The organism is Hyphomonas sp. (genome assembly GCF_037969335.1).
Classification (GTDB): domain Bacteria; phylum Pseudomonadota; class Alphaproteobacteria; order Caulobacterales; family Hyphomonadaceae; genus Hyphomonas.
In genome coordinates this window covers 18,848-30,202 of the sequence record NZ_JBBKXE010000184.1, presented here as the reverse complement: position 1 = coordinate 30,202, position 11,355 = coordinate 18,848, and the positions used below count along the sequence as shown (strand labels likewise).

At 62.0% G+C, this 11,355-nt stretch carries 16 protein-coding genes; 6 read left to right on the top strand and 10 right to left on the bottom strand.

What is annotated here, in order from left to right; translation table 11 throughout:
* On the top strand, positions 1 to 810 hold an 810-nt coding region (locus AADA04_RS13890; RefSeq protein WP_340693875.1), incomplete at its 5' end, for a M23 family metallopeptidase.
* A gap of 2 nt (positions 811 to 812) precedes the next feature.
* On the opposite strand, the gene msrB is transcribed toward AADA04_RS13890, so the two are convergent.
* Genes msrB through AADA04_RS13875 form a run of 3 tightly spaced genes read right to left on the bottom strand, consistent with a single transcriptional unit; the run spans position 813 to position 2,583 of the window.
* On the bottom strand, positions 813 to 1,346 hold the full coding sequence (gene msrB, locus AADA04_RS13885) for a peptide-methionine (R)-S-oxide reductase MsrB (protein ID WP_340693874.1): 534 nt from the start codon (positions 1,344 to 1,346) through the stop codon (positions 813 to 815).
* A 56-nt stretch (positions 1,347 to 1,402) separates the two neighbouring features.
* Entirely contained in the window at positions 1,403 to 1,642 is a 240-nt protein-coding gene (locus AADA04_RS13880; RefSeq protein WP_340693873.1) for a DUF2164 domain-containing protein, read from the bottom strand.
* Entirely contained in the window at positions 1,639 to 2,583 is a 945-nt protein-coding gene (locus AADA04_RS13875; RefSeq protein WP_340693872.1) for a prephenate/arogenate dehydrogenase family protein, read from the bottom strand. The genes AADA04_RS13880 and AADA04_RS13875 overlap by 4 nt, the downstream gene beginning before the upstream one ends.
* 178 nt (positions 2,584 to 2,761) lie before the next feature.
* Here AADA04_RS13875 and AADA04_RS13870 point away from each other — a divergent pair, with 178 nt between their 5' ends.
* Positions 2,762 to 3,139: a DUF983 domain-containing protein gene (locus AADA04_RS13870; protein WP_340693871.1), complete on the top strand. Its 378-nt coding sequence runs from the start codon at positions 2,762 to 2,764 to the stop codon at positions 3,137 to 3,139.
* Here AADA04_RS13870 and AADA04_RS13865 read toward each other — a convergent pair.
* The 3 genes from AADA04_RS13865 to AADA04_RS13855 all read right to left on the bottom strand — a co-directional run bounded on the left by AADA04_RS13865 (position 3,136) and on the right by AADA04_RS13855 (position 5,887).
* Positions 3,136 to 4,566 carry a bifunctional diguanylate cyclase/phosphodiesterase gene (locus tag AADA04_RS13865; protein ID WP_340693870.1) on the bottom strand — a complete coding sequence of 477 codons (1,431 nt, stop codon included), beginning with the start codon at positions 4,564 to 4,566 and terminating at the stop codon, positions 3,136 to 3,138. The genes AADA04_RS13870 and AADA04_RS13865 overlap by 4 nt on opposite strands.
* 176 nt (positions 4,567 to 4,742) lie before the next feature.
* Positions 4,743 to 5,087, bottom strand: a complete 345-nt coding sequence (locus tag AADA04_RS13860) for a P-II family nitrogen regulator (protein WP_340693869.1) — start codon at positions 5,085 to 5,087, stop codon at positions 4,743 to 4,745.
* A gap of 56 nt (positions 5,088 to 5,143) precedes the next feature.
* The gene (locus AADA04_RS13855; protein ID WP_340693868.1) at positions 5,144 to 5,887 is read right to left on the bottom strand and encodes a methyltransferase domain-containing protein; all 744 of its coding nucleotides are present in this window, start codon (positions 5,885 to 5,887) and stop codon (positions 5,144 to 5,146) included.
* Between the two features lie 63 nt (positions 5,888 to 5,950).
* Between AADA04_RS13855 and gloB the strand changes: the two genes are divergently transcribed.
* Positions 5,951 to 6,712: a hydroxyacylglutathione hydrolase gene (gene gloB, locus AADA04_RS13850; protein ID WP_340693867.1), complete on the top strand. Its 762-nt coding sequence runs from the start codon at positions 5,951 to 5,953 to the stop codon at positions 6,710 to 6,712.
* On the top strand, positions 6,712 to 7,158 hold the full coding sequence (locus AADA04_RS13845; RefSeq protein WP_340693866.1) for a cupin domain-containing protein: 447 nt from the start codon (positions 6,712 to 6,714) through the stop codon (positions 7,156 to 7,158). The genes gloB and AADA04_RS13845 overlap by 1 nt, the downstream gene beginning before the upstream one ends.
* 76 nt (positions 7,159 to 7,234) lie before the next feature.
* Here the strand turns inward: AADA04_RS13845 and phbB are convergent, their stop codons facing one another.
* Positions 7,235 to 7,960 carry an acetoacetyl-CoA reductase gene (gene phbB / locus AADA04_RS13840; RefSeq protein ID WP_340693865.1) on the bottom strand — a complete coding sequence of 242 codons (726 nt, stop codon included), beginning with the start codon at positions 7,958 to 7,960 and terminating at the stop codon, positions 7,235 to 7,237.
* A gap of 150 nt (positions 7,961 to 8,110) precedes the next feature.
* Between phbB and phaR the strand changes: the two genes are divergently transcribed.
* Complete coding sequence (phaR, locus tag AADA04_RS13835) at positions 8,111 to 8,683, top strand: polyhydroxyalkanoate synthesis repressor PhaR (protein ID WP_340693864.1); 573 nt, start codon at positions 8,111 to 8,113, stop codon at positions 8,681 to 8,683.
* A 62-nt stretch (positions 8,684 to 8,745) separates the two neighbouring features.
* Here the strand turns inward: phaR and AADA04_RS13830 are convergent, their stop codons facing one another.
* Positions 8,746 to 9,045 (bottom strand): hypothetical protein, encoded by a 300-nt coding sequence (locus AADA04_RS13830; protein ID WP_340693863.1) that lies wholly within the window; start codon positions 9,043 to 9,045, stop codon positions 8,746 to 8,748.
* 165 nt (positions 9,046 to 9,210) lie between these two features.
* Positions 9,211 to 9,681 carry a hypothetical protein gene (locus tag AADA04_RS13825; RefSeq protein ID WP_340693862.1) on the bottom strand — a complete coding sequence of 157 codons (471 nt, stop codon included), beginning with the start codon at positions 9,679 to 9,681 and terminating at the stop codon, positions 9,211 to 9,213.
* A 272-nt stretch (positions 9,682 to 9,953) separates the two neighbouring features.
* Between AADA04_RS13825 and AADA04_RS13820 the strand changes: the two genes are divergently transcribed.
* Complete coding sequence (locus AADA04_RS13820) at positions 9,954 to 10,484, top strand: AAA family ATPase (protein WP_340693861.1); 531 nt, start codon at positions 9,954 to 9,956, stop codon at positions 10,482 to 10,484.
* On the opposite strand, the gene AADA04_RS13815 is transcribed toward AADA04_RS13820, so the two are convergent.
* Positions 10,481 to 11,212, bottom strand: a complete 732-nt coding sequence (locus tag AADA04_RS13815; protein WP_340693860.1) for a glycosyltransferase family 2 protein — start codon at positions 11,210 to 11,212, stop codon at positions 10,481 to 10,483. The two genes, AADA04_RS13820 and AADA04_RS13815, sit on opposite strands and share 4 nt — an antisense overlap.
* Positions 11,213 to 11,355 lie beyond the last annotated feature (143 nt).

Genomic DNA, 11,355 nt, shown 5'->3' with positions numbered 1-11,355 from the left:
CCCCCTCCGGGCGACACCGCCGACACACCCGTGACGCCCCCCGTCGATCCCGACATTCCGCCTGTTCCGGACCCCGTTCCCGAGCCGGTCTTCAGCTTTTTTGCCCCTGGCGCGCTGATACCTGGAACCGGGCAAGGCTCCGGCGATCAGGTCGTCCATGCGCCTGACATGGTGTTTCCGATTGCTGCGGCACCGGCCTACCTGCAGTCACAGGTCTTCACCTTTGGTGGCGGCGTAGGCGGCGGCGACCAGTGCGATGCACGCAACTACGCCTATCCATGGCGTGACAATTTCTGCGAAACCCGCAGCGCCAATCGCGGTTCACCCCTCTGCCCGGCGGAAAAAATCCACCAGGGACAGGACATCCGCGTCGGCACGCCCGCCCAGTGCAACACGATGCGTTCCACGGCCAAGGCCGACCGCACGCTGCATGAAGTCGTTGCCGTCGAGGATGGCGTCATCTCGAATGTCGGCTCCTATTCGATCAGCCTGCGCGCCGGTGGCCGGATCTACAAATACCTTCACCTCAACATGGCAAAGCTCAAGGTGAAGACAGGCGACATCGTCACCGCTGGCCAATCCCTTGGATTTGTGTCGAACGATTTCGGCGGCTCCGCGACGACCTTCCACCTGCACTTCGAGATCGTTGAGAACACGGCTGACCATGGCTGGGTGCACGTCCCGCCATACCTGTCACTGGTGAAAGCCTATGAGCGGCGCGAGAACGGCCCCGGCGAGCAGGTCGAGCAAAATGTCGCCGTCGCTTCCGCGCCCATCGTCATACCCGAAGGCATGGAAATCATCGAATAGGATCAGGCGGGCCTGAAGGTCAGCGCCACGCCATTATTGCACCAGCGCTGACCCGTCGGGGCCGGGCCGTCGTCGAAAACGTGGCCCTGGTGCCCAAGGCAACGCGCACAGTGATATTCGGTGCGGGTATAGATCAGCTTGCGATCGAGGCTCGTCGTGATCGCGCCCGGCATGACGTCGAAAAAGCTCGGCCAGCCCGTACCACTGTCGAATTTCGTGTCCGATGCGAACAGCGGCAGGTCACAGCCGGCGCAGTGATACGTCCCGTCGCGTTTCTCCTTGTTCAGGGCCGAGGTGAATGCCCGTTCGGTATCCGCCTTGCGCAACACGGCAAAGGCCTCAGGCGACAGGCGCGCGCGCCACGTGTCCTGGCTCATCGTCCGCCATTCGCTGCCTGCATAGGGATCACTGGCGCTCGTCGCATCCGATGAGTTCGGCTTGTCCGCACCGGCGGAGGAACAGGCAGCCACCGCAACAGCAGCAGAACCGGACAGGAGAAGGGCGCGGCGGGACAGGACGTGTTTCATGCGTTTCATACGCTCTGATCTAGCAATCGGATGAGACACGCAACACACACAAGACCGTGAGCCTGTCAGGCGCTTTCGTCGACCCAAACCTCGCCATCAAGGTCATCCAGCTTTCCCTGCAAATGCGCTCGCACATCTTGCACCGCCTGATTGTACACAGCCGGCCCCATCGCTTTCAGCATCAAGTCGACAATCTCTGCGGCGCGGAACTCGCTCAGCGCCTCATCGAACTCGGTCTGGAATTTCTGCTGGACCAGCCGGCACAGCGCGTCGCGGCGTTCGGGGGTCAGCGTGATCTGCTTCATTGCTCGGGATCGCTGGTTGCCACCGGGTTGCGCCCGAAATTGACGGCGCCGGAATCCTGTCCGGCATCAATGATCGCCTTGCGGATCGTCCGGGCCCGGGAAAATTCGCGCATCAGCATGTCGCCGTCGCCCCAGCGGATCGCCCGCTGCAGGGCGGCGAGGTCTTCGGAGAACCGGCCGAGGCACTCGAGCACGGCGTCCTTGTTGGTCAGGAACACGTCGCGCCACATCACCGGGTCCGAGGCCGCGATCCGCGTGAAGTCACGAAAGCCGCCGGCTGAATACTTCACCACTTCGCCCTGTTCCACTGTCTCCATGTCGAACGCGGTTGCGACAATGTTGAACGCGATGAGGTGGGGCAGGTGGCTGGTGATCGCCAGGACGCGGTCATGCCGGGCCGCGTCCATCGTTTCGACCTTCGCGCCCAGCGTCTGCCAGAAGCGGGTTAGCGCATCAATGGCGGCGAGATAGTCCGGCGATGTGTCGTCGCCGGGGGTCAGGATGTGCCAGGCGTCGCGGAACAGGGTCGCGAACCCGGCTTCCGGGCCAGATTGTTCGGTGCCCGCAATCGGGTGTCCGGGGATGATATGGACCCGGCCGTCACCGGCCGCCGTCAGGGCCGCAGCCGCTTCGCCCTTCACCGATCCGACATCGGTCAGGATGGCGCCCGTTTTCATGTGCGGAACAGTGTCGGCCGCGACAGTGCTGAGGGCCCCAACGGGCACGCACAGGAACACGCAATCGGCGTTTGCTACGGCAGCCGCCAGCGTGTCCACGACTGCGCCAAGGGCCAATCCGTTTGCCCGGTCGCGCACGTCATCATTGGCATCGTAGAGAATGACAGAACCTGCTGCGCCATATTCGACGGCGGCGCGGGCAATCGAAGCGCCGATCAGGCCGGCGCCGACAATGGCAATCGAGGGGAAGACAGGGTCGGACATTCAACGCACTCTTGTTCAGGCAATCTGCGCTGCTCTGGTGTGCAAAGCGAAGGCCAAGGTCAAGGGTCGTGCGAACTTAATCCGGACGGTGTGATGCCGTGGATGGCCGCAGCGACGGTTTGGCGCGGCTGTTTTACGCCGGCGAGGCATTACATGTGCACTTGATACGGAGACTTACATGGCAAAAACCACGCCCATCCTGGCCGGTCTGCGCTTGCGCTGCGGTAATTGCGGAAAAGGCAAGCTGTTCTCGGGCTACTTGAAGCTCAATTCTGCTTGTCCTGTTTGCGGACGCGACATGACGGCAGCCGATACGGCGGACGGGCCCGCCTTCTTCGTTGGCTTCGGCGTGCTGATCCTGCTCGCGCCATTCCTGTTCCTGCTCCCGATGAGCCCGCTTCCGACCGTGGCAAAGGTGTTTGCATTTGCTGCGCTGTGTATCGTCCTGATCGGGCTGTGCCTGATCCTCCTGCCGGTCGCCAAGGCGATCCTGCTCAACCTGCAGCTCCACCACGGCGCCAAACAGGTCACCGCGTCAGACATCAAGGATTCCTAGCTCGCCGCGCTCCAGCCGCCATTGCGATGCAGGTTGCCCAGCAATTCTTCCGGACGCGTGACCCCGTGCAGCTTGTCGGCGACGTCCGGACGGCCCAGCGCATAGCCCTGCAGGAAGTCGCATGCCAGCAATTGCAGGATGGCGGCCTGGTCTTCGGTTTCGACGCCCTCGGCGACAACCTTCATGTTGAGGCTGTGACCAAGCGCAATGATGGATTTCAGCAACTGACGACCTGTCGGGCCGATATCCAGCTGCTGGATGAAGGCCCTGTCGATCTTCAGTCCGTCGAATTCGAATTGCTGCAGGTAGCTCAGCGATGAATAGCCTGTGCCGAAATCGTCAAGCAGGACCTGTACGCCCATTTCGCGCAGGCGTTTCATGGTCCGTTGTGCTTCGCCGGTATGGGAAATCAGCACGCCTTCGGTAATCTCGATATGCAGCAATGACGGATCGATGCCGTGGCGTTCAAGCGCCGCTTCAACGCTGCTGGCGAATCCGTCGACGCGGAACTGGATGGGGGACACATTGACCGCAATCGGAATTGTCTTCTGGCGCGTGATCTCCAGCATGGCCTGGTCGAGCGCCCAGGCGCCCAGTTTCGTAATCAGGCCACTTTCCTCGGCAATCGGAATGAAGACGCCGGGCGATCCTGCCTGTCCCGGCTTGCCCGGCCAGCGCATCAGCGCTTCGGCGCTCATCACCTTGCCAGTGCGGGCGCACACGAGGGGTTGGTAGACCAGTTGGAGCTGGTTGTTCATCAATGCCAGGTCGAGTTCCGAATTGATCGTGCGGCGCAATTGAAGCACTTCATCCATCGCGGGTGAGTAGACGCGAATGCTCTCCTGCTTTTCGCTCTTGGCGGCGAACATCGCGACATCGGCGCGGCGCAGGATTTCCGTCGCCGGCGTGTCATCTTTCCGGGTCGGTGCAATACCGATGCTGGCCTTGATATTGATGACATCGTCGCGGATGCGGAACGGTGCGTCCATGGCCTTGTCGATCGATTGGGCCGTTTGCGTCGCGCGGATCTCCGCATCGTCCCGCATGATCAGCGCGGCGAATTCGCCGTTGCCAACGCGCGCGAGAAGGTCAGATTGATGCAGGCAGCTCGACATCCGCATGGCTACAGCTCGCAGCAATTCGTCGCCGGTCTCATGCCCCAGCGTGTCGTTGATGACCTTGAATCCGTCAAGTTCGATGACCATGAGTGCTGAGTCCGGGCTTTCAGAACTGAGCGCATCGGCTAGGCGGTCATGCAGGGTTGCGCGGTTGGGCAATTCGGTGATCGGGTCTGTCGAGGACAGCTTGCTGAACTGCTTGCGGACGATGCTCAGCTGTTCGGCATGCTGGGATCCTTGCCACAGGATCAGCGCCGCCAGCAGGGCCAGCGCGATGTTCGCGATCAGGATAGCCGACAGCCCGCTCATGAGAGCGCCCGGTTCGTGAAATTTTGGAATGAATGTGGCATGTAAGACAACCCGGCCCTCAAGTTAAGCCGCCATTCTTACCGTCCTCCGGTGCACGAACGCTTTCGGCGCGCGACCAAATATGGCGGCGCGCGTTAACGTGCGATTTGTCATGATTTTTAGCGCTGCGGCGCCAATCAGCCTGTCAGGGCCTGCTCGTCGCGCTCGCCTGTCCGGATCCGGACGACTGAGTCCACGGTGTGGACGAATATCTTGCCGTCACCAATCGTGCCGGTGTTCGCTGCGGAGATAATCGCATCCGAGAAACGATCCACATCGGCGTCCGCGCAGGCGACCTCGACCCGCACCTTGGGCAGAAGGCGGACCTCATATTCGGCGCCGCGATAGACCTCTGTCTTGCCCTGCTGACGGCCATAGCCACGCACTTCCGAGACAGTCAGTCCGGTGGCACCGGCTTCCGACAGGGCATCAATCACCGCGTCGAGGCGGCTGGGCTTGAAGATTGCAGTCACGAGTTTCATGGTCGACCGGCCTTCCGATTTGTGCACCTGCGAACGTACCTGCCGCACCGCGCGCGTCAATGCCTTTCGCGCCCGGTCCCTGTTGCTGGCTTGGCAATGCGCGCCCGCTCCACAACCGGAGCAACAGCGCCGCCGCCCGGCGAAGCATACAGCCGTTTGACCGCCTCGACCAGAACGACGCCACCAAGGCCCGGCGTGATCAGGCGGCCGATGGCGTCCCAGCCTTCGGCGGCGGCGGTCACGATGCCGGTTGAAACAGGCGGCATATAGAGCGCGCTTGAACTGGCCGTGACCTGGAACAGGCCGATCGAGAGCAGGTTCATCAGCTGGGCCCGGCTCCAGGGGCGGCCCTGGCCGAACGGCGTGCGCGTGGCTCGCGCCCAGAGCCCGGCGCGGTTCGCGGCGGCAAGGACGATGCGGCCTTCCGGTGACATCACGCGCCAGACTTCGCGCAGGTAGGCACGCGGGTCGCCTGTTTCCTCAAGCCCGTGCAGCACAATCACCCGGTCGAACATGCCGTCCGGAAAGGGCAGGCGCAGGTCGCCCACCGACACGGCGGCATTGCCCCGTCCGGTCGGGTCCCAGTGCACCGGCCCATGATCGAATGGCACGGCCGCCACACTGCGGCTCGGATGGTCGCCGAACGTATCGAGCACCGGCATCGCGTAGCCAAGCCCCAGAAGCGAGAGATTGTTCGCGTCACCCCACAGGTCGATCAGCTTGGCCGACAGGATGCGTGACGCCGCATTCCCTAACGGGGAGGCATAGAATCGTTGTAGCGTGACGGCATCCTGACGCATCGACTTCCCTGTGTTAGATCAAGGTCTTGTAAGCACTCATAACGGCAATGGAGCCCCCAGAACATGTTCCAGATACACCAGTTTCCCTGCCTGAATGATAATTACGGATTTATCGCGCATGATTCCGCCTCGGGCGAAACGGCCGCCATCGATACGCCCGATGCGCAGAAATACCTCGCTGAGGCCGCCGCGAAAGGCTGGACGATCACGCAGATATGGAACACGCACTGGCATCCCGACCATGCTGGCGGCAATCTCGCGATCAAGGCAGCCACCGGGTGCACCATCATCGGACCTGCCGGTGAAGCGGAGAAAATTCCCGGCATCGACCGTGCCGTGAAGGCCGGGGACGTGGTCAAACTCGGCACTATCGAAGCGAATGTCATTGATGTGCCCGGCCACACGCTCGGCCATATTGCCTATCATCTGCCAACTGAATCTGTCGCATTCGTCGGTGATGCCGTGTTTGCTCTCGGCTGTGGACGCGTCTTCGAAGGCAATCCGGAAATGATGTGGCAAAGCCTGACGCGGCTGAAAGGCCTGCCGCCCGAGACCGCACTTTACTGCGCCCATGAATATACGGCCTCGAACGCGAAATTCGCCATCACGGTCGATCCCGGCAATCAGGCCCTCGCCGCGTATGTGAACGAGATCGCCGAAAAGCGCGCCCGCAATGCGTGGACCGTCCCGACGCAGCTCTCAACCGAACTGGCAACCAACCCCTTCCTGCGCGCTGACGACCCCGCCCTTCAGGCCGCCATGGGTCATCCTGGCGACGCCGTGGCGACCTTCGCCGAGATCCGCGGTCGCAAGGACCGGTTCTGATGGACGCTATCTCCGGAGACCTCGGCGCCAATGAGATCATCCGGATGCTCGGCCTGAAGCCGCATCCGGAAGGGGGCCATTATGCCGAAACCTTCCGCGCCCCCGCCATGCACGGTTATCGACCGACTTCCACCGCCATCTACTTCCTGCTGCAGGCTGACGAAGTGTCCGCCTGGCACCGGGTCGACGCGGATGAAGCCTGGTTCTGGCATGCTGGCGGCCCGCTTTCTCTGACGCTGTCGCCGCCAGACGGGAATGGCGCCGAAGCGTTCCAGCTGGGCCCCGACCTGCGCGCGGCCCAGCGCCCGCAAGTGCTGGTCCCCGCTCACCATTGGCAAACCGCCGAAACGCTTGGTGCATGGACGCTGGTCAGCTGCACGGTCGCGCCCGGGTTCGAATTCAAGGGATTCGAGCTCGCGCCGCCCGACTGGCGGCCGCGGCCCTGACGGTGCTTTCAGGCAAAGAAAAACCGGACAGCGCGGGGCCGGTCCGGTTCTTCCAGTTGCGCATGATGCGTTCAGTCTAGCCCGCGATATATTGCGCGCCGTTCACCGTCATCGTGGCGCCGGTGATGAAGGCGGCGTCGTCGCTCGCCAGATAGGCGCACATCGAAGCGATCTCTTCAGCCTTGCCGAGACGGCCGACCGGAATTGACGCGATAATGCCTTCAAGCACCTTTTCCGGCACCGCTTGCAGCATTTCCGTATCGATATAGCCCGGGCAGACCGCGTTCACGGTGACGCCCTTCTTGGCGCCTTCCTGGGCGAGGGCCTTGGTGAAACCGATCAGGCCCGCCTTGGCAGCCGAATAGTTCGCCTGGCCGAACTGGCCCTTCTGTCCGTTGATCGACGAGATGTTGATCACCCGGCCGAAGCCGCGCTCGCGCATGCCGTCCCAGACCTGGCGGGTCACGTTGAAGGCCGACGTGAGGTCGACATTGATAACCTGCTGCCACTGGTCGAGCGACATTTTGTGGAACGGCGCATCGCGCGTGATACCCGCATTGTTGACCACGATATCGATCGGGCCGAGGTCGGCTTCGATGGCGGCGAGACCCTTGCCGACGGCGTCATAGTCGGCGACGTCGAACTTGTACGTCTTGATGCCGGTGTCGGCTTCGAACTTTTTCGCCGCCTCGTCATTGCCGGCATAGTTGGCCGCAACCTTGTGGCCCTTGGCTTTCATTGCCACGCTGATGGCGTGTCCGATGCCTCGCGTGCCTCCTGTGACCAATACTGTTTTCGTCATGCCTGTTTCCTCCGGCGTTAAGTTGCGTCCACTCGTAGCCTTCATGGGCCTCAGACTTCAACTGGGACATTGGTCACACGCAAATTCTGTGCAAACATTGCTGCATAGCACAATAATTGCTTCTCCGTTTTGGAGAAAAAAGGGCAGGACATGGCCAAGCAAAATGGATCGTCATCGACGATCATCATCAAGAAATACGCGAATCGGCGTCTCTACGACACATCCACCTCGTCCTACGTGACGCTGGACCACCTATCCGAACTCGTCCGCGAGGGCCGGGATTTCGAGGTTCGCGACGCCAAGACAGGCGATGATCTGACGCGGCAGGTGCTCACGCAGATCATTTTCGAGCAGGAAACAAAGGGCGAAGGCGCGCTGCCATTGAACTTCCTGCGCAAGTTGATCGGCTTTTATGGTGGCGGGGGTCAGGCGTTCCTGCCGGCCTTTCTCGACATGTCGATGAACAGTTTTTCCGACTCGCAGAAGGAATGGGCGAAGGCGGCCAACCCGATGTCGCTGTTCGAAAAACAGGCCCGCCGGAACATGTCGATGTTCGAACAGGGCATGAAAATGTTCATGCCGACGCTCTACAAAGCGTCCCAAACCGAGAAATCGACCCCGGCCAACCCGATGCTCGATTTCCAGGCCGAGGCCCTCGCGGCCATGCAGGCCCAGATGCAGGCCATCCAGGACCAGCTCGCCGACCTGACGAAGAAGGACTAAGCCAAGCTCCCGTTACCGGGATGTTGGACCTGGCATGACGTGTCGCCCGGACAGTTTGGATTCTAGTCGGGCGAGGGCGTTCGGTCCCTGCCAGTCGCCTTGTGCTTGCCGCTATCAGGCGTGGCCGCTGGCTCATCGGGCGCTGCCGGTTTGGTATAGCGGGCGGTGTCGGATTCGGGGCCGAGCATAATGGTCTCGTCGCTGCCCTTGTAATGATCCACGGGCACGTCCTTGTCAGGCGCGTGCGGTCCCTCTCCGGGCAGCATCTGCTTGCGCCTGCGGCGCGCCGCCGTTTCGATCTGTTCGGCTTCGACCGGCGAGGTGCGGGGACGGGCCTCGCGAGGCAGTGTTTTCCGTGTCATCATGGGTCTCCTTTCCGCCTGACCAACGAGGGGACATCCGGAACGTTCCGGTGCTGGCGAGATGTTTGCGGCCGCGCACGGGAGGGGATTTTGCCCCGAAACGAAAACGGCCCGCCGCACGTTCGTGGGGCAGGCCGTTCTGTCTCGGGTTCAAGGTCCTGGGCGTCAGACGTCGCCGGCCACGCCAAAGTCGCGCCGGGCCGACACGATCGTCACCACCACACCGGCCAGCACGTCCAGCAGGGCCATCGACCTCAGGCTGAAGAAGGTCGAGGTCGCGAAGTTCGGCAAGAGCAGGAACTGGATCAGGCAGACGATGAACAGCATCATCGAAATCGCGTGATTGATGATGGTCGATGTGCCCGTGCTGGTCGATTTCAGGATTTCGAGGAACAGGAACACGATAGCCAGTAGCAGGATCGCGTCGCCCTTGGTCAGCATCCAGTCGACGCCGGAAATCATCGGCAGGTGCATGAACGGCCCGTTCAGCAGCTGGAGGATGGGCGCACTGGTCGCCCGCACCAGTTCGCCCTGCGCGTTCACGGTCTCGACCGCGCCGCCAAAGCCGAGGGCCAGGAGATTGTAGAGAGCTACCGGAATAACCAGCAGCGGAAAGATTCCGAAAATTGCGCGCATCAGGTTCCCCTTTTTATGTGAGTCGCTCGAAGCATGATTCTTCTGCTTGTCACGCTCTCGCTTTGCGATCGCTGCTCCCGCCAGTGCGATCTTCGTACTTTTGCTCATTCAGACCATCCGTCATCCGGTCGAGTTAACACAGGGTTTACCGTATCACGCGCGGCGATGCGAGCGGATTTCCCCCTTCCAGGCGGACAACACTGCCCGGTACCCATTAATCGCGGCAAACACGGCGATTTCAGGTCCATATCCTATCTTCCAGGGAGAACAGAATGCCAGACTTCCATATTCTCACCGGTCCACCCGGCAGCGGCAAAACCACAATGCTGCAGCATCTGGCCGGCACGTGCCACACGGTGGCAGAGCCTGCCCGCCGCGTGTTGGCGCAGCAGCGCCGCGTCGACGGGCAGGGCACGGGCGACCGGGATCCGGCCCTGTTTGTCCATCTGATGCTGGAACAGGCGGTCCGCGCCCATGACGCCGCCCTGTCAGCGCCGGGTCCTGTCGTCTTCGATCGGGGTTTGGCGGACCTGCTGGCCTATGCCGCCTATTGGCAGCTCGATACGGGCGCCATCGACCGGGCAATTGCGGTGCGGGGCAGGGCGCGTAACGTCTTTTGGTTTCCGCCGTGGCAGGCAATTTACGCATCAGATGATGAACGCACACTGGATTTTGCGGGCGCGGAAGCCTTCGGCGGCCTGACGCGCAGCGCCTATCAGGGATTGGGCTACACGCTCATCGACATGCCGCTAACCGATGCCGCGACGCGGGCCGCGTTCATCCGGGACATTATCGGCGTCTAGATCTCGTCCGTACCGCCGGGATTACGCCGGCGACGGATCAGCCACATTACGCCGCGCAGGTCCGACAGGGCATCGTTCAGGCGGCCGAAATTGGTATAGTTCGATGTGCCGGTGGCGCGCGGACGGTGGTTCACGTCCCGGAATTCCACCTTGTAGCCCTCGGCCCGCATCAGGGCCGGCACATAACGGTGCATATGGTCGAAATAGGGAAGCGAGATATAGGCGTCGCGATACAGCGCCTTGGTGCCGCATCCGCTATCGTCGCAATTATCCTTCAGCAAGCGTTGGCGGATATTGTTGGCGAAACGCGATCCGAACCGTTTCCACGGCGTGTCCTTGCGGCTGGCCCGGCGGCCCATGACCATTTTCAGGTCGCTGGGCGCATCGGCGCGGGTCAGGGCACGGTAAAGGTCAGGCAGGTCGGCCGGATCGTTCTGGCCATCGCCGTCCAGCGTGCCGATCACGGGCGCCCGTGCCGCCAGGATACCCGACCGGATCGCCCGGCTTTGCCCGGCATTCTTGCGGTGTCCCAGCACCCTGAGCGTCGGGAAGCGGGATTTGAGCTCAGACAGCACGGCCCGGGTGTCATCGGTCGAGGCGTCGTCGACAAACACCATCTCGAAAGCGCGGCCGTCCAGTGCGCGCGCAATCTCTTCGATCAGCAATTCGACATTACCGGCTTCATTGTGCACGGGCACGACGACTGAGAATTCAAGGGAACTGGCCAAAACAACGCGCCTTCGGGCTTGCGGGGAAAACGAACCACGCCTCATAACGAGGCAAGGCCGCAAAAGCGAGGCCTTAGCTCATCTGGCCCTGATATCTGCCCAAAACCACAAGACGCGCCCAACGCGACCCGCTAGAAGACAAA